General features: G+C 55.2%; 21 protein-coding genes. 15 read left to right on the forward strand and 6 right to left on the reverse strand.

Features of this window, described 5'->3' with window-relative positions; genetic code table 11:
* The first annotated feature begins 32 nt into the window (after nt 1–32).
* From guaA to AC2TEM_RS02840, 10 genes are all read left to right on the forward strand, one after another.
* Nucleotides 33–1,592 (forward strand): glutamine-hydrolyzing GMP synthase, encoded by a 1,560-nt coding sequence (gene guaA / locus AC2TEM_RS02795; protein ID WP_480590580.1) that lies wholly within the window; start codon nt 33–35, stop codon nt 1,590–1,592.
* Nucleotides 1,593–1,649: 57 nt separating this feature from the next.
* Nucleotides 1,650–2,240 (forward strand): acyltransferase, encoded by a 591-nt coding sequence (locus AC2TEM_RS02800; RefSeq protein ID WP_170421309.1) that lies wholly within the window; start codon nt 1,650–1,652, stop codon nt 2,238–2,240.
* Between the two features lie 187 nt (nt 2,241–2,427).
* The gene (locus AC2TEM_RS02805) at nt 2,428–3,315 is read left to right on the forward strand and encodes a DMT family transporter (RefSeq protein ID WP_170421307.1); all 888 of its coding nucleotides are present in this window, start codon (nt 2,428–2,430) and stop codon (nt 3,313–3,315) included.
* Between the two features lie 137 nt (nt 3,316–3,452).
* Nucleotides 3,453–4,679 carry an OmpP1/FadL family transporter gene (locus tag AC2TEM_RS02810; RefSeq protein WP_170393255.1) on the forward strand — a complete coding sequence of 409 codons (1,227 nt, stop codon included), beginning with the start codon at nt 3,453–3,455 and terminating at the stop codon, nt 4,677–4,679.
* Between the two features lie 82 nt (nt 4,680–4,761).
* On the forward strand, nt 4,762–5,673 hold the full coding sequence (locus tag AC2TEM_RS02815; RefSeq protein ID WP_480855976.1) for a DMT family transporter: 912 nt from the start codon (nt 4,762–4,764) through the stop codon (nt 5,671–5,673).
* A gap of 49 nt (nt 5,674–5,722) precedes the next feature.
* Nucleotides 5,723–6,595: an ATPase gene (locus AC2TEM_RS02820; protein WP_170421305.1), complete on the forward strand. Its 873-nt coding sequence runs from the start codon at nt 5,723–5,725 to the stop codon at nt 6,593–6,595.
* A gap of 38 nt (nt 6,596–6,633) precedes the next feature.
* On the forward strand, nt 6,634–7,551 hold the full coding sequence (gene metA, locus AC2TEM_RS02825) for a homoserine O-acetyltransferase MetA (protein WP_170393257.1): 918 nt from the start codon (nt 6,634–6,636) through the stop codon (nt 7,549–7,551).
* A complete protein-coding gene (locus AC2TEM_RS02830; RefSeq protein WP_170421303.1) occupies nt 7,541–8,494 on the forward strand; it encodes an alpha/beta fold hydrolase in 954 nt (317 codons plus the stop codon). The genes metA and AC2TEM_RS02830 overlap by 11 nt, the downstream gene beginning before the upstream one ends.
* Before the next feature lie 48 nt (nt 8,495–8,542).
* Nucleotides 8,543–9,412, forward strand: a complete 870-nt coding sequence (gene ppk2, locus AC2TEM_RS02835; RefSeq protein ID WP_170393259.1) for a polyphosphate kinase 2 — start codon at nt 8,543–8,545, stop codon at nt 9,410–9,412.
* An 83-nt stretch (nt 9,413–9,495) separates the two neighbouring features.
* Nucleotides 9,496–10,110, forward strand: coding sequence for a TetR/AcrR family transcriptional regulator (locus AC2TEM_RS02840; RefSeq protein WP_170393260.1), 615 nt, complete (start codon nt 9,496–9,498; stop codon nt 10,108–10,110).
* An 11-nt stretch (nt 10,111–10,121) separates the two neighbouring features.
* Here the strand turns inward: AC2TEM_RS02840 and AC2TEM_RS02845 are convergent, their stop codons facing one another.
* Entirely contained in the window at nt 10,122–11,339 is a 1,218-nt protein-coding gene (locus AC2TEM_RS02845; protein ID WP_255612111.1) for a tetratricopeptide repeat protein, read from the reverse strand.
* A gap of 239 nt (nt 11,340–11,578) precedes the next feature.
* On the opposite strand from AC2TEM_RS02845, the gene AC2TEM_RS02850 reads away from it, so the two are divergent.
* From AC2TEM_RS02850 to AC2TEM_RS02870, 5 genes are all read left to right on the forward strand, one after another.
* The gene (locus AC2TEM_RS02850; RefSeq protein ID WP_170421299.1) at nt 11,579–11,857 is read left to right on the forward strand and encodes a hypothetical protein; all 279 of its coding nucleotides are present in this window, start codon (nt 11,579–11,581) and stop codon (nt 11,855–11,857) included.
* Nucleotides 11,854–13,494 carry a sulfatase-like hydrolase/transferase gene (locus AC2TEM_RS02855; RefSeq protein WP_170421296.1) on the forward strand — a complete coding sequence of 547 codons (1,641 nt, stop codon included), beginning with the start codon at nt 11,854–11,856 and terminating at the stop codon, nt 13,492–13,494. Before AC2TEM_RS02850 ends, AC2TEM_RS02855 begins: the two co-directional genes overlap by 4 nt.
* Nucleotides 13,495–13,593: 99 nt before the next feature.
* A complete protein-coding gene (locus AC2TEM_RS02860) occupies nt 13,594–15,261 on the forward strand; it encodes a sulfatase-like hydrolase/transferase (RefSeq protein ID WP_170421294.1) in 1,668 nt (555 codons plus the stop codon).
* A gap of 45 nt (nt 15,262–15,306) precedes the next feature.
* Complete coding sequence (locus AC2TEM_RS02865) at nt 15,307–16,551, forward strand: DUF3179 domain-containing (seleno)protein (protein WP_170421293.1); 1,245 nt, start codon at nt 15,307–15,309, stop codon at nt 16,549–16,551.
* A gap of 82 nt (nt 16,552–16,633) precedes the next feature.
* On the forward strand, nt 16,634–17,386 hold the full coding sequence (locus AC2TEM_RS02870; protein WP_480790395.1) for an outer membrane protein: 753 nt from the start codon (nt 16,634–16,636) through the stop codon (nt 17,384–17,386).
* A 7-nt stretch (nt 17,387–17,393) separates the two neighbouring features.
* Here the strand turns inward: AC2TEM_RS02870 and AC2TEM_RS02875 are convergent, their stop codons facing one another.
* The 5 genes from AC2TEM_RS02875 to AC2TEM_RS02895 all read right to left on the reverse strand — a co-directional run bounded on the left by AC2TEM_RS02875 (nt 17,394) and on the right by AC2TEM_RS02895 (nt 21,976).
* Nucleotides 17,394–18,101, reverse strand: a complete 708-nt coding sequence (locus AC2TEM_RS02875; protein ID WP_170393266.1) for an ABC transporter ATP-binding protein — start codon at nt 18,099–18,101, stop codon at nt 17,394–17,396.
* On the reverse strand, nt 18,101–18,832 hold the full coding sequence (locus AC2TEM_RS02880; protein ID WP_170393267.1) for an ABC transporter ATP-binding protein: 732 nt from the start codon (nt 18,830–18,832) through the stop codon (nt 18,101–18,103). Before AC2TEM_RS02880 ends, AC2TEM_RS02875 begins: the two co-directional genes overlap by 1 nt.
* Nucleotides 18,829–19,776: a branched-chain amino acid ABC transporter permease gene (locus AC2TEM_RS02885; protein ID WP_170393268.1), complete on the reverse strand. Its 948-nt coding sequence runs from the start codon at nt 19,774–19,776 to the stop codon at nt 18,829–18,831. The genes AC2TEM_RS02880 and AC2TEM_RS02885 overlap by 4 nt, the downstream gene beginning before the upstream one ends.
* 2 nt (nt 19,777–19,778) lie before the next feature.
* Nucleotides 19,779–20,630, reverse strand: a complete 852-nt coding sequence (locus tag AC2TEM_RS02890; RefSeq protein WP_170393269.1) for a branched-chain amino acid ABC transporter permease — start codon at nt 20,628–20,630, stop codon at nt 19,779–19,781.
* 65 nt (nt 20,631–20,695) lie between these two features.
* Nucleotides 20,696–21,976 (reverse strand): ABC transporter substrate-binding protein, encoded by a 1,281-nt coding sequence (locus tag AC2TEM_RS02895; RefSeq protein WP_170393270.1) that lies wholly within the window; start codon nt 21,974–21,976, stop codon nt 20,696–20,698.
* Nucleotides 21,977–21,995 lie beyond the last annotated feature (19 nt).

Here is a 21,995-nt window from a genome sequence, read left to right on the forward strand (position 1 = left end):
CACAAGCAAGGCTTGCGACCTAATAGCCAATCATGACCCAAGACAGCCATGACCGCCTTTTGATCATCGACTTCGGCAGCCAGGTGACGCAGCTTATTGCCCGCCGCTTGCGCGAACTGAACGTCTATTGCGAAATCCACCCCTACCAGAACGTCACGATGGATTTCGTGCGAGAGATGGCGCCCAAGGCCGTCATTTTTTCGGGCGGCCCTGACAGTGTTACGCGCGAGGGTTCACCCCGCGCCCCGCAAGAGATTTTTGACTACGGCGTGCCGATCCTGGGCATCTGCTATGGTCAGCAGGTGATGATGCATCAACTGGGCGGCAAGGTTGAAAGCGGGCACGGCACCGCAGAATTTGGCCGCGCATTTGTTACTCAGAATAATCGGCTTGATATCCTCGATGGCTGGTTCGCCGAAGGTGACGAGCAGGTCTGGATGAGCCACGGCGATCATGTAAGCGAAATCGCTCCGGGTTTTGAGGTGTTCGGCACTTCACCCAACGCGCCGTATGCCATCACGGCCGACGCCTCGCGTCATTTCTATGCGGTGCAATTTCACCCCGAGGTTCATCACACACCCAAGGGTGCAAAGCTCTATGAGAATTTTGTCAAACTGGCAGGGTTCAAGGGCGATTGGACCATGGGGGCTTATCGGGACGAGATGATCCGCAAGATCCGCGAACAGGTCGGGGACAAAAAAGTCATTTGTGGCTTGTCTGGCGGTGTCGACAGCTCGGTTGCGGCGATCCTGATACATGAGGCGATTGGCGATCAGCTGACCTGCGTGTTTGTCGACCATGGGCTGCTACGCAAGAACGAGGCTGCCGAAGTCGTCGGCATGTTCCGCGACAATTACAACATCCAGTTGATCCACGCGGACGAAAGCGAACTGTTCCTGGGTGAACTTGATGGACAATCCGATCCTGAAACCAAGCGCAAGATTATCGGCAAGCTGTTCATCGACGTGTTCCAGAAACACGCCGACACAATCGACGGCGCCGAGTTCTTGGCACAGGGCACCTTGTATCCAGATGTGATTGAATCCGTGTCGTTTTCAGGCGGTCCATCTGTGACCATCAAATCGCACCACAATGTGGGTGGCCTGCCTGAAAAGATGGGCCTGAAGCTGGTCGAGCCTCTGCGTGAACTCTTCAAGGACGAGGTCCGCGCGTTGGGCCGCGAGTTGGGCCTGCCCGACAGCTTCATCGGTCGCCACCCCTTCCCCGGCCCCGGCCTTGCCATCCGCTGCCCGGGTGAGATAACTCGCGAAAAGCTTGAGATCCTGCGCGAAGCCGATGCCATCTATATCGACCAGATTCGCAAACATGGTCTGTATGATGAGATTTGGCAGGCCTTTGTCGCCATTCTTCCGGTGCGCACAGTCGGTGTAATGGGGGATGGACGAACATACGATTATGCCTGCGCCCTCCGCGCGGTCACATCCGTCGATGGCATGACAGCGGACTACTATCCGTTCAGCCACGAATTCCTCGGTGAAACCGCCACGCGTATCATCAACGAAGTCAAGGGCATCAACCGGTGCACTTACGACATCACCTCGAAACCTCCCGGAACGATTGAATGGGAATGATTATTCCCCCTCGACAGTGCTGAAATGCACCGCGTTTGACGGGAGAAGGACAATTCGATGAGCAACTACTCGGTACATGAAACGGCAATCGTCGATGAAGGCGCGCAGATCGGAGATGGCTGCCGAATCTGGCATTGGGTGCACATCTGCGGAGGCGCCAAGCTGGGCCGAAATGTTTCACTCGGGCAGAATGTCTTCGTTGGGAACAAGGTCATAATTGGCGACGATTGCAAAATTCAGAACAACGTTTCGATCTATGACAACATCACGCTGGAAGACGGCGTATTCTGTGGGCCGAGCATGGTGTTCACGAATGTGTACAACCCGCGTTCATTGATCGAACGAAAGGCCGAATACCGCAATACTCTGGTAAAGAGAGGGGCCACGCTGGGCGCCAATTGCACAATCGTTTGCGGTGCCACAATCGGGGAATACGCTTTTATCGGCGCAGGTGCCGTTGTTAATTCTGACGTGAAGCCATACGCACTGATGGTGGGCGTCGCTGCAAAACAGATTGGCTGGATGAGCGAGTATGGCGAGCAGTTGGATTTACCTCTCACTGGTCGTGGTGAGGTTACCTGCCCTCATACCGGTGCTCGATACGTGTTGAACGGCGATTCGGTCAGCAAAGCTCTGCCAACCACCTGAGTATCAGAGCCAGCACGCCGAACGGCTAAGAACCCCTTTTATTTGCGGGTTCGCGTCAGAATACTGGCATCATCTAAGCCCCTCACCCAAAGCGATCATAGACGGCCAGACTTACATTTAGCCTTGCTTCATCGGGTAAAACGCAATCTATTCAGCCCGTTGCACCACAGCACATGTAAGAGATCTCATGAACAGCAATAAAATGCAGATCGGTAAGGCGGCGCTGTGGATGACAGGGGCGATCGCCTCATTCACATCGATGGCCATTGCCGGCCGCGAGCTGAGCGTGACGCACGACACCTTTGAGATCATGTTCTATCGCAGCCTAGTTGGTATCTGCGTGGTGGCAATCGTCCTCTCGGCTTCACGCAAATGGCATCAGGTAACCACCAAACGTCTTGGTTTGCATGGTATTCGGAACGTGTTGCATTTCACCGGGCAGAACCTGTGGTTCTATGCAGTAACGGTGATCCCGTTGGCCCAGGTCTTTGCACTCGAATTCACTCAACCCATCTGGGTGATCCTGCTATCCCCACTGCTGCTGCACGAGAGGTTGACCGCTTTGCGTCTGACCGCAGCCCTGATCGGATTTGCCGGGATTCTCATTGTGGCCCGTCCAGGGGCCGCCACACTTAGTCCCGGCGTTATTGCTGCGGCCGCATCTGCGATTTTCTTCGCGTTAACAGCAATATCGACCAAGTCCTTAACGCGCACAGCCAGCATCGGATGCATTATGTTCTGGCTTACTTTGATGCAGGCCGGTTTGGGTCTGGTTGCATCAGGTCTGGATGGGCAAATAACACTTCCAACCTTAACGACTGCGCCGCTTCTTTTGCTTGTCGGCTTGGCAGGCCTATTGGCCCACTACTGTATTACCAATGCCCTGGCCATCGCGCCTGCGACCGTGGTCGTGCCGTTTGATTTTGCACGCCTTCCGACCATCGCGATCCTCGGGATGGTCATTTATCACGAGCCGCTGGATCACTGGACGCTTCTGGGGGCCGTGGTGATCTTTGCCGGGATTTTCCTGAACGTTTGGTCCGAGAACCGTAACAATTCAGCAACACCCGCATAGAGCTATTTTGCTGAATAACGCTCCGTCACCGGTTGACCCAATTTTAAAGTTTAAGACAGTAAAAAGCGGTAACGAGGCCGAATACGCCCAATGAGGATGCGTATAACAGGCAATTTGGACAGTGTAGGGAGGAATATATGAAACGAGTGTTGTTGCACACATGCGCGTTGTGCATTGGGGCAACCGCGGCGCAGGCCGGCGGCCTAGACCGAAGTGGGCAAGGTGTTAACATCCTGTTCGAAGAGGGATCTGTCGTGCAGTTTCGGCTTGGGTATACAAAGCCGGATGTAAGCGGATCGATGGAGGATCAAATCCCGACCAGCCCGACGTTTGGGGAAACGATTGACTCGGGCAATGTCTCGAACAGCTTTTTCACGCCGCATCTGGCATACAAGACTTCTTTGACCGAAAAGCTCGACTTCGCGCTGGTTTATGACGAGCCGTTTGGCGCGGATATCGACTATTCTTCGGATTATCCCTTGTCGCAGAATGTCTTGGCTCTGGCAGGTCTTCCCGGAGCAACAACTGACGTGCTTCGCGCAAAAGCAGATACCGATGCGATCACGGCTTTGCTTCGCTACAAATTGGATGGTGGCTTTAGTGTTATCGGTGGTCTCCGCGCCCAGCGTCTGAAAGCAAGTGTTTCAGTTCCGATCGCTGGTGCAAGCACAACACCATTCGCGTCCGGCGGATACCGCGTTGAAACCGATGCCGAGATCGATTTCGGTTACGTTGTCGGTGTTGCTTGGGAACGGCCAGATATCGCCGCACGGGTCGCTCTGACCTATAACTCGAAAATCACACATGATCTGTCGCAGACCGAAGCCAACGATGCCATCACTGGAATTGTACCACCCGGCATACCCGTCGTGGGTCGCGTCAGCGCTGATTCATCGACCGAGGTTGTGACGCCTCAATCGGTCAATCTCGATTTCCAAACAGGTGTCGCGCCAAAAACCCTGTTGTTTGGTTCGATCCGTTGGGTTGACTGGCCGCAAACCGTGTACGCACCGCCGGTCTATACTGGTCTGACCGGTATTAACCTAGTCGACTACGAAGAGGCGACATGGACCTACTCACTGGGTCTCGGCTATCAGTTTAGCGAAGAATTCTCTGGCGCGGTAACGCTGGGTTACGAGAGCTCTCAGGGGAACTCGGTCTCGAACCTAGGCCCGACGGATGGGTTCTGGAGTATCGGCCTGGGCGGCACTTACTCTCTTGAAAAGGCCAAGATTTCCGGTGGTGTGCGCTATACGGATATTGGGGATGCCACTGCCAACGGTACTGGCCCCGATAACCGTGCCACGTTCACTGGCAACAGCGCATGGAGCGTTGGTATTCAGGTGACTTACGCGCTGAACTAAAGCAGATGCAAATGTGCATATTAAGCCCCGCCATCTCGGTGGGGCTTTTTCGCATGTTCCGGGTCGATATGCTGATTGAGAGATGCCAGAACAAGCCATGACTTCTCAGAAAACACTCACAGCTCGCACTTGGTCCGAATTGATACTGCTTGGTGTCATTTGGGGAATGTCATTCCTTGCGATCCGAATCGCGCTTGATACGATTCCCGTCATAACATCAGTTTTCCACAGGGTTTTTTGGGCAGCGCTGGCGTTGTGGATCGTCATCATCTTTCAACGCCAACCGGTCCCGAGCGATCCGAAGGTCTGGGGTATTTTTCTGATCATGGGGCTGTTGAACAATGTCCTGCCATTCTCGCTTATGGCCTGGGGGCAGCTCTATGTCGAAACTGGGCTGACATCGATTCTGAACGCTGCCACCGCGATCTTCGGCGTCCTTTTAGCGGCCTTGTTTTTTCGCGACGAGAGGCTGACCAAAACCCGCCTCCTTGGCGTAGGGCTTGGGTTTCTGGGCGTTTCAATCACAATTGGTCTCAGACAGTTTAGCAACCTAAACCCAAGCAACCTGGGTCAGGTTGCGATCCTGGCTGGGACGCTTTCTTATGCGTTTGCAGCCATCTGGGCGCGTAGCCACATGAGCGCCCTTCCCCCTAAGATCGCCGCGGCAGGTATGTTGACCGGATCTGCGATCCTGATGACGCCTGTTATGTTGTTGGTCGATGGAGTTCCGACCTTCAGCCTGCCCCTGCAAACCTGGCTGGCAATCGCCTATTACGCCCTGCTGGCAACAGCCGGAGCCTATTTGCTGTACTATCGGGTGCTACAACAAGCAGGCAGCGGCAATGTTCTGCTCGTAACGCTCATAATTCCGCCAATCGCAATACTAATGGGTGCTTTGGTGCGCGATGAAGCTTTGCCACCACGTGCTTTTATCGGTTTTACGGTACTGGCTATCGGCTTGCTCATCCTCAGCCGATCTCGCCGACGCGATTGACGCCGCCAGCGGCCCGTTTTAGCTAGGGCAAAACAAGGGACGGCGGATTATGATCTACAACTCGGCAACGGACTGGCGTCAGGCTGCGCGAAAGAAGGTGTTGTTCTTCGGTATGTCCGGGTTGGGAAAATCCTATGTCTCAAACACGCTACGAGATGCCGGGGACTGGTTCCACTATTCAATCGATTACCGCATCGGCACCCGCTATATGGGCGAACATATCGCGGACAATGCCAAGGCTGAGGCGATGAAAGTACCCTTTCTCCGCGAGCTTTTGCTGTCGGATTCAATATATATCGGGTCGAACATCACGTTTCAGAACCTGACCCCGGTGTCGACTTATCTGGGCAAGCCGGGCAATCCCGATCTGGGCGGCCTTGAAATCTCGGAATATCAGCTGCGGCAAGACCAGTTTCGGCAGGCCGAAATCCATGCCCTGTTGGATACCAAGTATTTCATAGATCGGGCCAACCGTCTTTATAGCTATCCACACTTTATCTGCGATACCGGCGGGTCAATCTGCGAATGGGTAGAGCCTGACAATCCAAATGACCACATTCTGACTGAATTGTCGCGCCAGACCCTGATGATCTGGATCAAGGGCGATGAAGCCCACACTGAAGAACTGATCAAACGCTTCGACAAGGCACCAAAGCCTATGTCCTATAAGGCCGAGTTCCTGCAGAGGGTTTGGGACGAATACCTCGCCCTCAACAAGTGTTCCGGCACCGAGGTTGATCCGGATGCATTCATCCGCTGGACCTATGCGCAAGCGCTGGCGCACCGGCAGCCACGCTATGAAGCGATGGCCCGAAATTGGGGCGTTACAATAGCAGCCGATGACATCGCCAAAGTGCGGGATAGTGGCGATTTCGATGAGTTGATCGAACGCACCCTTGAGACCCGCCCCAACCCCGCCTAAGTTCCAGACTTCCTTCGCAGTTTCAACAGCGTGACCAAATGCCGATCAAAATCCCCTCTGACCTGCCCGCCTTTGAAGTCCTGACAAATGAGGGCGTCATGGTCATGGCTGATGATCAGGCCGCACGGCAGGATATTCGCCCCCTTCGGATCGGGCTTTTGAACCTGATGCCAAAGAAGATACAAACCGAAAACCAGTTCGCACGCCTGATCGGAGCGACCCCGCTGCAGATTGAGCTGTCTCTAATCCGTATGACGGAACATCAGACTAAGAATACCGCCGCCGAGCATATGGCCGAGTTCTACCATCCGTTTCAGGAGGTGAAGGACCAGAAGTTCGACGGCCTGATCATAACCGGTGCACCAATCGAACATCTGGATTTCGCTGACGTCACCTATTGGGATGAAATCCGCGAAGTGTTTGAGTGGACCCAGACCAATGTGCATTCCACATTCGGCGTATGCTGGGGCGGCATGGCGATGATCAACCATTTCCACGACGTTGAAAAACACATGCTGGATGCGAAGGCCTTTGGCTGCTTCCGGCACCGGAACCTTGCACCCGCGTCTCCATTTTTGCGTGGTTTTTCTGATGATTGCGTGATACCCGTTAGCCGCTGGACCGAGATGCGGCAATACGAGATCGATGCGGTTCCCGATCTGATCACCCTGCTTGGCAGTGATGATGTCGGCCCCTGCCTGATCGAAGATCCCGTGCATCGGGCGCTCTATATCTTCAATCACTTTGAGTATGACAGCGATACGCTCAAACAGGAATATGACCGGGACATCGCAAATAACACGCCGATTAATGTGCCTATCAACTACTATCCCGACGATGATCCAAGCCAGAACCCTCAGAACAGGTGGCGCAGTCACGCGCATCTGCTTTATGGTAACTGGATCAATGAAATTTACCAGACAACCCCGTTTGATATGAGTAAAATTGGCCAGTAAGCTTTTGATATCACTCAGCGTTGCGCTTGTGGGTCTCGCCCTTGTGACCGCATGGCGCAGCGCGCAGCGTGAAAGCAGCGCCGAGGCTTCGTTTCCGCCAGAAGGCCAGATCGTCGAAGTCGATGGTGTTGCAGTTCATGCCGTCGTGATGGGAGAAGGGCCAGATGTGGTGTTGATCCACGGATCCAGCGGAAACACGCGCGACATGACTTTTGCGCTGGCCCCAATTCTGGCCGAGACCTATCGCGTCATCGTCTTTGACCGCCCGGGTCTTGGATACTCAGATAGCTTTAACTCCGACGGAGAAACCATTGTCGAACAAGCGGAAATCCTACAACGGGCCGCATCGAAACTAGGCGCAGAAAAACCGATCGTCGCCGGGCAAAGCTATGGCGGTTCGGTTTCGCTTGCCTGGGCTGTCACCCGGCCCGACAACATCGCAGCTTTGGTCCTGATCGCTCCGGCGGCGATCCCGTGGGAAACACCTCTCGACGCGTTCAACACTATTGGTGCGACGACAGCGGGCAACGCCCTTGCTTTGCCTTTGGTCAGCGCATTTGTTCCTGACTGGTTTGTTACGAAGGCGTTGGACCAGGTGTTTGCACCGCAAAAAGCCCCCGAAGGATATGCCGAGCATTTCGGGCCGGGCTTGACCATGCGCCAGTCTTCGATGCACGCAAATGCCAAACAGCGTGCAAATCTGCTGGATGAAATCACCGAGCTTCAACCCCGCTATGGCGAGATCTCCGTGCCAACCGAAATTGTCCACGGTACGGCGGATACGACTGTCGGGCTGGGCTGGCATTCCGAGCGCCTGATCGAACAAATCCCTGGCGCTGAGCTGATCGAATTGGACGGCATAGGACACATGCCGCAGGTTGTGGCCGCCCCAGAGGTTGCCGCCGCAATCGACCGCGCAGCCGAGCGCGCGGGTTTGCGTTAAGTCCATCCGTAATTCATAGTAAGATATGGATTTTATGGCGAGGCGTGCATGACCCAATCAGACCCGGACACTATCGAGAACTATTTTCACAACCACGCCCCAAAACCCATACGCTCGGCTATTGAAGAGGCCAAGAAGGGTGAAATTCTGAACCCGACCTACCCCTACTCCAAAAAGCTTAAAGGCAAAGAATACGATCAGCAGATGGAAGGTCTGCAGATTGAGCTGGTCAAGATGCAGCGATGGGTCAAGGAGAATGACCAGCGCATCGCTATCCTATTCGAGGGCCGTGACGCCGCTGGCAAAGGCGGAACCATCAAACGGTTCCGCGAGAATTTGAACCCGAGGGGCGCGCGGAACGTGGCGCTCAGCAAACCCTCGGACGCAGAACGCAGCCAATGGTATTTCCAACGCTATATCTCTCATCTCCCGTCGGCCGGTGAAATCGTGTTTTTTGATCGCAGTTGGTATAATCGGGGCGTTGTCGAAAATGTCTTTGGCTTCTGCACGACGGAAGAGCGTGAACGGTTTTTCCGGCAGGTCCTGCCCTTGGAAACCGGGTTCAGCAATGATGGCATCCACATTTTCAAGTTCTGGCTGAATGTCGGGCGTGCCGAACAATTGAACCGCTTTCTTGCCCGCGAAACCGACCCTTTGAAGCAGTGGAAACTCAGCCCGATCGACATCGCAGGCCTACACAAATGGGATGAATACAGCCAGTCGATTACCGAAACCCTTACACGAAGCCATTCCGAAAACTGCCCTTGGACGATCATTCGATCAGATGACAAGAAACGCGCCCGGCTGGCAGCCATTCGCACCGTGCTAAGCCAACTCGACTACGAAGGCAAAAACCTGGAAGTAGTGGGCATGCCGGATGAAAAGATCAGTGGTGGTCCGGAAATCTGGGATGCATAAGCTAATTGCAACACTCTGCTCAGCCTATGCTGGATTAGGCCCTAGCCGCTGCATATATACAATAAAACGCGCCTGAGGCCGGGATGACGAAACGCGGATATCACCACGGAAACCTAAAGCAAGCCTTGATGGAGGCCGCCTTATCCCTGATCGAACAGAAGGGACCAACCGGTTTTACATTGTCAGAGGCCGCAAAGACCGCTGGGGTCACTCCCGCAGCCGTCTATCGCCATTTCGAAGGGCGTGAGGACCTGATCGCCGAGGCTGCCCGTCAGGGGTTTGAGATGTTCGCCGACCTGATGCAATTTGCCTATGACAAAGGGCAACCCTCGGCGCTTGCGGCGTTTGAGGCCACGGGCCGCGCCTATCTTGCCTTCGCCCGCAAGCACCCCGGCTATTATATCGCGATGTTCGAAAGCGGGATTTCAATCAATCGTACACCGGAACTGGCGCTGGCCGCGAACCGGGCCAAAAACGTGCTTGAAAAGGCCGCCAGCGATCTGTCGCAGCATATTCCGCCGGAGAAGCGTCCGCCCGCTTCGATGTTCAGCGCCCATATCTGGGCCATGAGCCATGGTGTTGTCGAACTTTTCGCACGCAATACCGGCGCAAGTTCCCCCTTCCCGCCTGAAGACCTTCTGGAGAGCGGAATTGGAATCTATCTGCGCGGTTTGGGTCTGGTCGCACAGGACGAATAAGACCCTGCCAGTCAATCACTTTCGCGGGCGGTCCCGCCGTCGATCAACGGGACTCCCGCTGCCCTCACGCCTGCAATAAGCGCATCAACCGGTTGCGACTCTTTGAATACGCGGCGTTTCAGGGCCTCCAGCGGAAAACCAGGCCAAGTTTTCTGGTAAACATTGGCGAGACGCTGTGCCTCGACTTGTTCGCCATTGTTCCAATGCGCGGCCATCAGATAGGCCGCTGATATCGGCCCAAATGGTCCTCCGCGCTCGATCGTGTCCTCGTAAGTTCGGATCGCCGCTGCATAGTCTCCGGTATGAAAATGCGCAGACCCTAGTACATTGCCAAAGACAAGCCCGCCGCTGCGTTCCGCAAGCTCTTCATACCATTCAGATTGCGCGAGGATCCGCTCGAAATTCAGAGTATAGAGTGAAATAAGTGCATCGAACTCAGCGACATGCGGATCGGTGGGGGCCAGATCAACGGCTCTGCGAGACAGGGCTGATGCCCGATCGTAATTGCCCAGTGCAAATTCCAGCCAGGCCCGCGCCGAAAGCGCCCAAGCCTCATCAGGTGCGATATCCATCGCATGGGCGCTTTTTTCATCGGCAGACTTCAAATACTTTTCTGCATCCGGTTCAAAGAACAACAAAATGGCCAGCATGGTCTCGACCTGTGCCGCTCCGGCATAGCCGCAGAAAAAGAGTGGATCTCGTTCAATCGCCGTCTCAAAAATCAGCAAAGCCGGTTGCAGGCGCGATAGGTCAACGACGGGGAACATCACATCGCGGCCAGCACTACAAAGGTTTATCGCTTCTACCCGCGCGGGAGATACGTCATAAATCGCGCTTTGCCCTCGGCCCACAGCGCTGCGAGGCTCATTCTTTGAGTAATAGCCTGATACCCAGATGCCTAAGCCAATCAAAGCCAGAAAGAACGCGATGACCAACGCGCTTCGCCGAATGCCCTGTGGGTTCTGGGCTTGCGAACTCCCCAGCGTAAATTCGGGTGCATAGCTACCGACAGGCAGTGAAATCACCACGGGATCAGCTTCGCCATCACCTCCGTAGTAAGCTTTTAGCTTTCGCCTGACACGACCCGCATCAACGCGCACAACCCCTTCCCGCTTGGTCAAGTCGTCGGCGCTGTAACCATAAACATCCATGGCAATGGTCTTGGCGCGGATCTCATCCGTGCGGCCCGCAAGCGCTTCGGTCACGACATAGCTAAGAAAGGCCCGCATTCGGGCAGATCCTTTGAAGCCACCTGAGTTCAATACCCGCTCAAGAGCACTTCGCACCTCCTCATCTGAGAAAGAAAGCGCTGTGTCACGTTGTTTGTTATCCGCCTGGGCAGTCAAGAACTATCCTTTCATGACAATGGCTTGACCCCATGGTGCTACGGTAGCATGCGGCTTAATACGTTCAAGTCATATTCCAGGGAATGCATGCTTTATGAGCAATTTCCACGAAGGCAACGCGGATGGACGAAGAAGACTTCTTTGACGCACAATTCCCGGGAACCTCCGTTCTGCTGCGAAACATGCGCGCCCAAGACAGTGAGTTCGACCGGATTTGCCTCGACTATCAGGAGATGATGACCGAGCTGGCTCAGTCTCCTCTTTCCGACACGGGCGTTCGCCCTCGGTACCTCGCGGATCTGGCGGAAACCGTTACTGATTTGCGAAGCTCTATCGAAGCAAAGCTGTCAGACGTTCCGGGTACGCCCGGGCATTTGGATAAAACGAAAGGCTTGAAATGACACTGAAACACATTTTGCCCGCGCTAATCCTGACTGCAGCTTCGGCATATGCCCAACAGAACCCGATTATTCACGATGGTGAGTTCGAATTTCTGCGTGCCCAGTTCGGCGCGGTCTGGGATGCCCAGGACATTGAGATTGACGCGAAACTGGCCGAAATCCGCGACGCAAACGGGGGCAAACCACCCAATATCCTGTACATCCTGATCGACGACATCAGCTTTGGTCAGATGGGTGATCGCAAGATGAACTACGTCATGGGCATCGAAACGCCCAGCATCAACCAGTTCGCCACCGAAGGTTTGTCGCTGATGCGAATGTACACGGAACCCTCGTGCACGCCGACCCGAACGGCGATGCTGACCGGGCGACATCCGGTGCGTGCCGGTGTGACAGAAGTCAAAGTGGCTCTGGTAGGCGAAGGCCTTCCAGCCAGCGAGGTGACCCTGCCCGAGATCCTAAAAGAGGTTGGCTACAACACCGTGCATGTTGGCAAGTGGCACCAAGGTGACATCGAACAGGCCTACCCCCACAACCAAGGTTTCGATTGGGCCGCCTTCCCCCTGCATCAACAAGTTCAACTGAGCCTCATGACCCCCGAGGCGATGCGCGCGAATAATATGCTCGGATACGTGCCTGAGGGGCAGAACAATCAGTTTCTGCTGGATGAGCGTTTCAAACCCTACGGACTGGTGACTGGTGTCGAGGCAGAAGCAGGCGGCACCGCCCGAGAGGTGGATATGTCACCGGGCGAGGTCTGGACCCAAGCCAAGTATGAAGCGATGAACGAGAGGTATCAGCGTCAGGCTCTTGAGCAATTGGAGCGTGCCGCAGCCGAGGAAGAACCGTTTTTCCTGCAATATTGGCCGCTCTACCCGCTGAATTTCGTTCATGCCGAGAACGCAATCTCTCGCAACGGCGGGTTTCATGCTGACAAACTGCAACTACTGGATGGCTGGATCGGTGACCTGCTGGTCAAGCTCGAAGAAACCGGAGAAGCCGACAACACGATTGTGGTTTTGATGGCCGACAATGGACTGATGTACCACTACGAAGGAACTTCGGGGCTCAATCAACTGATCTATCGTGGCGGTAAGACCCAACATCTGGAAGGTGGCGTACGCACGGATGCATTCATTCGCTGGCCCGGAGTAATCGAGGCTGACAGCGCCGCCGGAGATATCTTTCATGTGTCTGATATCTATACCACAATGGCTCGGATCGCAGGCGCGACTGATCATATCCCACGCGACCGCATCATCGATGGTGTCGATCAGACCGCCCTGCTGCTGAACGGTGAAGGCAACGGTCGCCGCGATTATGTATATGTCTATGAAGGCCCGGTTTTGCGCTCGGTGGTCAAGCAGGAATTCAAAATGCACCTGCCCGCGCCCGGCCAACCCGGAGCGGCGGCCCCGACCTTCAACATCTATCGTGATCCACGCGAACTGCACCCTTTGGTCGGTTACTCACTTTGGGCCGGAGCGTCGTTTCAGGACATGATCAAACGCCATCAGAAGATGATCGCGAAACACCCGCATTCCGAAATCGGGCGCGGCATCCCCTACGAGGGCATCGACAACCTGCGCCCGGAATCTGAACTGGCTCGCGATGTGTTCACCAGCTGGCAGCAGTGAAGGCTACAGAAATTCCTGTTTAAATATGATAATGTTTTAATGTGAAATCAGCGGCAGGAGTGTTTGCGTTCCGCCCAGTACACGATCGGGGGATATCGAATGAAGATTTCAGGGGTATTGGTTTTATTCGTCGGCCTTGCCGCGCGCAGCACGTTCGCGCAAGAAAACCCAATCCAACACGATGCCGAATTCTATATCTTGCAAGCACAGCGCGCAGAGCAATGGGCCCAGGATGATATGGCTGTGGATGAAGCCCTGGCTGCATTTCGCGAAGGCAACAACGGTAAGCCACCGAACATCATCAGCGTTCTGATCGATGATCTGGGATTCGGCGACATGGGGATACCCGAGTTGAACGCCGTTCGGGGTTATTCGACGCCGAATATCAACGATTTCTCCGACGACGCAATGCGCATGGTTCGGATGTATACCGAACCCTCTTGCACCCCTACTCGCGTCGCCCAAATGACAGGGCGGCTGCCTGTACGCATGGGAATGGGTGATACCACCGTTGATATTGCCGGCTTTGGCCTGCCGGGGGCAGAAGTGACATTGGCCGAAGTGCTGAAACAGGTTGGCTACGCAACCAGCCATGTTGGCAAGTGGCACATGGGGGATATCGCGGAAAGTTGGGCGATGAACCAAGGCTTTGACTATGCGCAACACGCAATTCACCAGCAGGGTCAGCTGACGATTTTCAATGATGATGCAATCAAAGAGCAGGTCTCGGTCGCGATCAGAGATTATGATGACAAATACACGCTGGACGGTTGGTTCAGGCCGGACGCCTCAGCGATGATGACCGTCATCGAAGGCGAAACAGGCGGTCCAATTCGCGAAATTCGGATGGAGTCAGGGGAGCGCTGGAATGCGGCCAAATACGATGAGATGAACCAAGCCTTTCAGGACAAAACCTTGTCTGAGCTTGAACGTCTTGCCAGCGACGATACCCCCTTCTTCCTGCAATATTGGCCGATGATCCCTCTGGATAATACCCGCGCCGGACGTTCTGGTCCCGAAAGCGCGAATGGCGGTCTCTATGTCGACAAGATGCAACTTTTGGATCAATGGCTGGGTGATTTGTTCGCCAGCATGGCAGAGTTGGGGGTCAGCGAGAATACCATCGTCATCGTTATGGGGGACAACGGCCACTTTACCAAATACGCCCCGCAATCGGGCTATACTCCGATGATTTATGCTGGTGGCAAAGGGGATACGACCGAGGGCGGTGTTCGGGTCGATGCCTTTATTCGCTGGCCGGGGATGATTCAGGCAGATGGTTTGCTGAACAGCATCATTCACGTGTCGGACCTTTATACAACGCTTTCACGTTTTGCGGGGGCCGAGCAATACATCCCGCGAGATCGTCTGGTGGATGGCGTCGATCAATCCGCAGCGCTATTGTTTGCGGACGAAGCCAAAGCGCGCAGAGATCACGTGATCATCTATTCGGTGAACAAACCCGAGGCGATCGTGAAGGACCAGCTTAAGCTGAAGCTGCCGGGAGCCGGGGAAAGCGCCATTCTTGCAAAGTTCTTTGATCTCTACCGGGACACGCGCGAGGAATATTCAGTCTCGACCGAGGTTGGCGCCTGGGGCGGGCAGGAATTCGCACGCATCCTTGGCCGACACATGGCCCGCAAAGAGAAATTCCCCGACACGCCACCCGCGTATGGCGTGCCCTATGAAGGGATCGAGAACCTGCGCCCCGAAACCCAACAAGCGGTCGAGGCTTTCCTGATCAAAAGCCAATCCCCGCAGCAATAGCACGGTGTCGCCGTCGTCATTCACTCAAGTTTCTAGGATCATCACATGCTTGGATTACTCCTATTCGCACTGGGTTTAATCGGATCACTTGGGATCGGGTTCGTCTATTTCCGTGATTTGGGCGACGTGTCCCAGATGCTGTTGAAGGTAAAGCGCGAGAATATGGTGCGTTTCATCCGCAATGAATACCGCTTGATTGCCATCGGGTTGGGCGCATTTGCTCTCGCAACGCTCGCGCATTTCGCCCTGGGAGCCGGGCCGTTCTGGCTTTGGCTCATTGCCGCTTTACTTGTTCTACTTCTCTATGGCTTTCCCTATGTCTGGGTTCATCTAGGTCTGAGAAATCAGCTAAATGACGCGCAGTATTTTCCCATCGACGAGGCCCGCAAATATGTCGGGCCGACTGCCCCCGTGATGGTGATTGAGAATGACGGCCATGCCCGAGCCCATCCTGATGCACAAATCATGCGCCCACATTTGGCGGGCGACGACAAAGGGCTGGGCGGAGAAGACGTCGTGATGACCTATTGCGCCATGGCCAATCTCGGTCAGGGCTATGCGCCAAGCATCGAAGGCAAACGGCTGAACCTTGAGGTTCTCGCCCAGCATGGCAACAACCTGATCCTGCGGGACAACAATACTGGCGAGCCCATCCAGCACATATACGGTTTTCGCGAAGCGGATCGTGACACAAATTCAGACGGTCTCGCGTGCCCTCTGCGGCCCGAAGCGCAGATGACACCCTGGCCAACCTATCGGATGACTTTCCGTGGATTTCAAAAGGCTTTCCCGGATGGAGAGGTGTTTTTGAACAAACCCTCCCCAAACCCCTTGCTGCGGCTGCTGGACATGATGACCGAGATCACGTTCGGCTGGGGCATTGGCCGCCAGCATCAGGAAGAGGCTCCGGTGATGGACAACATGGACCGTTCGGACAATCGGCTGCCGAATAAAACCTATGTCTGGGGGATCACAATCGGACAGGATGCCACCTGCTGGACCGACGATTTCGTTGTCGACAACGATTGGATCGTCAACGCGCGTGTCGGCGGGCGGGATATCGTCGTCAGCCTCGATCCGAAATTTGAAAGCTTGGGCGTTTGGTACAATGACAGCGGTCAACCCGTGACCCAATGTGACTTTTGGGGAATGTCTGATCAGGGCCAACTGCAACGGGTCGAAACCCTGCGCGCAGGCGTGTTCTGGCATGTCTGGTCCGAGTTTTTTCCCAGCACCGATATCAATCGTGTCGGTGACGGCGCAGGCAAATCCGAAGACGTGGCAGCATGAAAGAATGAACATTGCGCTTGGCTAGATTGGCATGAGGCGACAACGGAATTTCAATTCAAGGTTCTTGGCGGGAGACGGAAAAATGGATGTGACAGTAAAGTGGACAGGATTGGCGCTTGGCCTCACAATGGCAGGTTCGATGGCACCAATGGCCTTGGCCCAACAGTCGGACTGGTCATATGAGGCCTCAATCTATCTTTTCATGCCGGAAACTGAGACCTCACTCAGCACACCGATGGGTACACTGGATGGCACCCTGAGTTTTTCCGATGCGTTGGACAATCTCGATTTTGCCTTCATGGCCGCGTTTGCCGCCACAAATGGCCGGTGGTCCCTGTTGGCCGACTATAACTATACCAATCTGTCTTTCAGCAGCGACACTCCCGGCCCTGCCAGCTCAGGCTTGGACACATCCTTCACCACGCAATTTCTCAGCGGCTATGTCGGCTATAGGGTCTACGAGGATCAAACCGCGAATGTGGATATTGTCGGTGGATTCAGGTGGTTCAGCACGGAAACCGACTTTGAATTGCAACCAGGCGCGGCCCTCGGCCGTCGAACAACGGTTGATTCAAGCTGGACCGATCCCGTGATCGGGGCCCGCGCACGCGTCAAGTTCTCGGACAAATGGTCAGGAACTGGGTTTGTAGACTATGGCGGCTTCCGCAGCGGCAGCGAGACATGGCAGGTTCTGCTGACAGCCGACTATGCGATTAATGATCGTTGGCTGATCCGCGGTGGATACCGCTATATCTCATTCGACCACGACATCGACGGAAACGATTTCAAGTTCGACCAATCCGGTCCACTGATTGGCGCGACTTACCGCTTTTGAGCGGCTTCTAGTGACCGCCAAAGTAGGCCTCAAGCAATCGCTTATCATTCCGCAACTCGTCTGCGGTGCCTGATGTCTGCATGCGTCCTGACTCGAGCACGTAAATCCGGCTCGCCAGCGAAAGCGCGAAGTTGGCGTTTTGCTCGGTGATCACAACCGTCAGCCCGTATTCCTTGTTGAGCTTGCGCACCACCTCGGCGATTTCGTGACAGATTTTCGGGGCCAGACCAATCGTCGGTTCGTCGACGAGCAACAGCTCGGGGCTGGTCATCAGCGCGCGTCCGAACGAGACCATCTGACGTTCCCCGCCCGACTGGGTCGAGGTCTCCTGCCCTTCCCTCTCTTCGAGACGCGGGAACAGGCTGTGTACCATTGCCAGATTGCTCTGGATGTCTTCGCGGGCCGTGAAGGCACCGACCATTAGGTTGTCACGCACTGACATATAGGGAAACAGGTTGAAGCGTTCGGGCGCATAACCCACGCCATGTCGTACAATTTCGGAAGGCGTCCGACCGGCAAGGCTGTGCCCCCTGAGCCGGATATCGCCCTCGATTTTGACTAGCCCCATGATGCTGTCCAGCAAGGTCGATTTTCCAGCCCCATTTGGACCCACCACAGCGACAATCTCACCGGGTTGGACGGTGATCGAGATGTCGGTCAGCGCTTGCGCCTTGCCATAGAATGCCGACAGGTTTTCGATTTCCAGATACGACATTACGCGCCCCCCAGATACGAGGCCTGAACAGCCTTGTCGTTCATGACTTCGCTGAACGAGCCCTCGGCAATCATCGTGCCCCGTTCAATGGCGATCGCGCGGTCGACCAATGGCTCAAGCGCAGGCAAATCATGGCTGACGATCAGAAAAGTCATCCCATCTTTGCGCATCGACTGAATGAGATCAGAGATTTGGGCGATCTCTCCTGTGGTGAGACCCGCAAACACTTCATCCAGCAGCATCACCTTGGGCGCGGTTGCCATTGTGCGCGCCATCTCAAGTTTACGCAGATCACCCATGGCCAGTTCTGTTGGCGCGCGTTTCAAATCCGCTTCTGTAAACCCGACGCTGAGCGCAAGCTCTCGCTCACGTTCTTTATCTGGGGGTGAGACGATCATCTGCCAGATATTGTCGGGCATTAGGCCAACCCGGATATTTTCGGCAACGCTCATATCACCAAACGGGCGTGGGATCTGATAGGTTCGGCTGACCCCGGCCCGAATGCGTTGTGGCGTCGACAGTGTCGAAATCTCCTGCCCGAACAGTTCGATCGTTCCGCCGTTTTGCCGCAACTCACCCATGATCTGGCTGAACACGGTCGTCTTGCCTGCCCCGTTGGGACCGATCAAGCCAAGCGACTCGCCCTCTTTGAGAGAGAACGAAAGATCATTCGTCGCGACTAATCCGCCGAAACGTTTTACCAGACCTGAAACCTGTAACGCCACGCTCATGTCGTCCGCCCCTTGCCCAGGCCTTTGAAACCACGCCGAACCAGCTCAACAATGCCTTTCGGCTGATACATATAGAGGAGCAGCGCTATGGCTCCGTAGACGAAATACCGTTCGGCGCCAGGAAGGACCGGTCGCAGATACTCCAACAGGAATGTCATGAAGAACGCGCCGATCATGGGGCCAATGATGGTCGAGGTTCCCCCCAGAAGTGCCGCAACGATGATTGTGAACAGGAAGTTAATATCAAACAACGCACGCGGCGCGAGCGATCCCAGATAGTGAACGTAGAAGGCACCACCCAAGCCCGCGATCATCGCACTTGTCAGAAAGGCAAAAGCTTTGAGGCGCGTGGTGCTGAGGCCCGAACCGCGCACACTTTCCTCGTTCATTCCGATGGCAGACAAGGCCGTACCTAGTCGCGTCTTCATCAAAAGCCACATGCTAACGGCGATCGCCAACATCAGCGTCGTGGACAGATAATACCCGTTCGCCGCGCCGCGCGTCAGAGTTTGAATACCCGACATGCCGCGTGTTCCGCCGGTCAGATCCGGGCGAATGACCTGAACCAGTTGGTAGAGCAACTCCATGAACGCCAGCGTGACGAGCGCAAAATAACTTCCACGGATACGCAGCGCTGGTAGCAGCACCAATAGGCCCGCGATCATGGTAACAAGTACGGCGATCGGGATCGAGATTTCGACAGCGACGTCAAAGCGCTTGGTCAGGATTGCCGTGGTGTAGGCCCCGATACCGATCAGGAATGGATGACCAAAGCTCACATAGCCTGTTCGGCCAGACAACACGTCCCAGCTGATAGCGAAGATCGCCAGGTAGTTGGCAAAGATCATCGTGCGCATCGTCCCGTTCGAGACGAATTGCGGAAGCAGGAACATTCCGACGATCAAGCCACCCCAGAGTGCAAAGTGAAACCAGCGTAGCCCCATCGTCACAGCTCCTCTCGGCCGAACAGGCCCTGCGGTCGCGTGACCAGCACCCCGATGATCAACAGCATCGTGAAAACACCGCGCAACTCAGGTGCAAGCGTCGCCACAACGATGACTTCGAGGAAGCCCACAATATGCGCCACCACCAAAGTGCCCAGGATCGATCCGATCCCGCCAACGATAACCACAGCCACCGAAATGATTAGCGGAGCCACCCACATGGATGGCGATAGCTGAGTGTAGCTGGCAAAGAAGACGCCTCCGATTGCGCCCAATGCGCCAGAGATACCCCAGGTGATCAGATTGATGCGATCCGGATCGATCCCGGAAATTGCAGCGCCTTTAGCATCCATCGACACCGCCTGCATCGCCCGTCCGGTATGTGTGAGCCGCACAAAGGCATAGAGCCCTAGCAGAATTGCCCAGCTAATAAGGGTTGCAATCAGGATGTTATACGTGACCGAGGCCCCGGCCACATTGATCACACCGGGGACAATCGGCAAAAGGATTTTGCTGCTGTCGCCAAAGACCAAAACGATCCCGGCCTGAATGACGACAGCAAGGATCAACGTCGAAATCTCGACAGCCACGTGATCCCCTTTGAGCGTTTTGACGATCAGGCGGTACTTCAGAACTCCCATCAAAACACCCAGCACAGCGGCAACGGCAACGCCCATGAGTTTTGGCATACCAAGTGACTGCGATATCCAGAAGTAAATGTAGCCGCCGACCATCAGATAGGCGCCATAGGCGAGATTCAGAACGCGGCCTATGCTGAAGATCAGCGTAAACCCCATTGCTATAAGCGCGTAGAGACCGCTGAGCAAAAGCCCCTGAATCAGTATCTGCAACATAAATGGATCCTTGGCTGCGGGTGCGCGCTGCCGCGCACCCGTTTCAAGCTAACGACGCGACCGGGTTACGGCTTGACCCAGCTGGGAAGCGTGAATTCGCCCGTCGCGTATTTCTCGGGGTACACAACTGCGGCAGTGCCGTCTTCATACCACTGAACAACGACCATTGACGGGGCCGCATCATCAAACGGCTCGGACAGATCAAAGCGAATGTTGTGAGGATAGGTGCGGCCTGTCACAGGCTCGACCTCATCATCGCCCCAGAAGGCGTAGCGCAGCCAAAGCTGACCATCCATCTCAAGAACCAGATCCTGCTTCTTCATTGCGTCGGCCCAGCCTTCGACATTGTCGAAGCCACCCGCCTCTTCCGCGGCAGCCATAGCCTGTTTCAGACCGTGGTAGGCGTTGAAACCATTGAAATGCGGCAGCAGTGGGCGGCTGTCATACTTGGCCTGATAGGTGTCGACAAAGGTCTGGCTTGCCGGGTCAAGTTTGAACCCTACAGACGGGATCGGTGACAGGGTCGAGATGCCGCCCCCGGCTCCGCCAGTGTCTTCCCAATATTCCATACCCAATGCAGCTACGTTCACCCCTGTCATCGCCATGGGCACCTGCAGTTTCACATATTGCGACGAGACCACCTGAGAATTTACGGATGAGACCTGGTAGATGAAATCCGCCCCAGTGTCCTGCGCACGGCTGAAGATCGGCGCAAAATCAACGGTGGCAACATCATAGGTGATGATGTCCTTGACCTCGATCCCCGCAACCGGCGCAAGCGCCTCGGTCACCAATCCTGTGATTGCCTCGCCAAACGCTGTATCCTCAGCCAGAATGACAACGGAGTCCCAACCCATCTTTTCCTTCAGAACATCCGCACCGAAATTGATATAAAGCGTGGCAAGCGCCTCGTCTGAGGCGATGTTCATGAAATATGGTGCCATGCTTTCGGGATCTTCGACCACCATGTCGATGATGCCGATATATGACGTCCATGTGTCCAGCGTCGGAATCCGGTATTCCTGCATTCGCGGCAGCCAGCCCAACGAAACATCATCGATAGAGCCTGAGATGATGAAATCTACTTCCTCGGTTTCCGCCAGATATTCATAGGCCCGCACACCTTCAGTCGGGTCCTGACCGGTATCGGCAGACACCAGAGTGATCTGTTCCCCCATAACGCCGCCATTCGCATTAAGCTCTTCAATCGCGATCTCTGCACCACGCAGCGTCGACAGACCGGTGTCTGAGGAAAGAGATCCAATAAAGCCCACCTTGATTTCAGCTGCGGCCGCCGAGGCCACAAGCGCGATACATGTTCCGCTGAGTAGCGCTGTCTTGATCATCACATTAGCTCCCTGTGTC

The organism is Ruegeria sp. HKCCD3925 (assembly GCF_057221175.1).

Bases quoted from the DNA above. Each gene is read 5' to 3' on its own strand.
- guaA (WP_480590580.1), top strand. From the start codon at position 33: ATGACCCAAGACAGCCATGACCGCCTTTTGATCATCGACTTCGGCAGC.
- AC2TEM_RS02800 (WP_170421309.1), top strand. From the start codon at position 1,650: ATGAGCAACTACTCGGTACATGAAACGGCAATCGTCGATGAAGGCGCG.
- AC2TEM_RS02805 (WP_170421307.1), top strand. From the start codon at position 2,428: ATGAACAGCAATAAAATGCAGATCGGTAAGGCGGCGCTGTGGATGACA.
- AC2TEM_RS02810 (WP_170393255.1), top strand. From the start codon at position 3,453: ATGAAACGAGTGTTGTTGCACACATGCGCGTTGTGCATTGGGGCAACC.
- AC2TEM_RS02815 (WP_480855976.1), top strand. From the start codon at position 4,762: ATGCCAGAACAAGCCATGACTTCTCAGAAAACACTCACAGCTCGCACT.
- AC2TEM_RS02820 (WP_170421305.1), top strand. From the start codon at position 5,723: ATGATCTACAACTCGGCAACGGACTGGCGTCAGGCTGCGCGAAAGAAG.
- metA (WP_170393257.1), top strand. From the start codon at position 6,634: ATGCCGATCAAAATCCCCTCTGACCTGCCCGCCTTTGAAGTCCTGACA.
- ppk2 (WP_170393259.1), top strand. From the start codon at position 8,543: ATGACCCAATCAGACCCGGACACTATCGAGAACTATTTTCACAACCAC.
- AC2TEM_RS02840 (WP_170393260.1), top strand. From the start codon at position 9,496: ATGACGAAACGCGGATATCACCACGGAAACCTAAAGCAAGCCTTGATG.
- AC2TEM_RS02845 (WP_255612111.1), bottom strand. From the start codon at position 11,339: ATGCGGGCCTTTCTTAGCTATGTCGTGACCGAAGCGCTTGCGGGCCGC.
- AC2TEM_RS02850 (WP_170421299.1), top strand. From the start codon at position 11,579: ATGGACGAAGAAGACTTCTTTGACGCACAATTCCCGGGAACCTCCGTT.
- AC2TEM_RS02855 (WP_170421296.1), top strand. From the start codon at position 11,854: ATGACACTGAAACACATTTTGCCCGCGCTAATCCTGACTGCAGCTTCG.
- AC2TEM_RS02860 (WP_170421294.1), top strand. From the start codon at position 13,594: ATGAAGATTTCAGGGGTATTGGTTTTATTCGTCGGCCTTGCCGCGCGC.
- AC2TEM_RS02865 (WP_170421293.1), top strand. From the start codon at position 15,307: ATGCTTGGATTACTCCTATTCGCACTGGGTTTAATCGGATCACTTGGG.
- AC2TEM_RS02870 (WP_480790395.1), top strand. From the start codon at position 16,634: ATGGATGTGACAGTAAAGTGGACAGGATTGGCGCTTGGCCTCACAATG.
- AC2TEM_RS02875 (WP_170393266.1), bottom strand. From the start codon at position 18,101: ATGTCGTATCTGGAAATCGAAAACCTGTCGGCATTCTATGGCAAGGCG.
- AC2TEM_RS02880 (WP_170393267.1), bottom strand. From the start codon at position 18,832: ATGAGCGTGGCGTTACAGGTTTCAGGTCTGGTAAAACGTTTCGGCGGA.
- AC2TEM_RS02885 (WP_170393268.1), bottom strand. From the start codon at position 19,776: ATGGGGCTACGCTGGTTTCACTTTGCACTCTGGGGTGGCTTGATCGTC.
- AC2TEM_RS02890 (WP_170393269.1), bottom strand. From the start codon at position 20,630: ATGTTGCAGATACTGATTCAGGGGCTTTTGCTCAGCGGTCTCTACGCG.
- AC2TEM_RS02895 (WP_170393270.1), bottom strand. From the start codon at position 21,976: ATGATCAAGACAGCGCTACTCAGCGGAACATGTATCGCGCTTGTGGCC.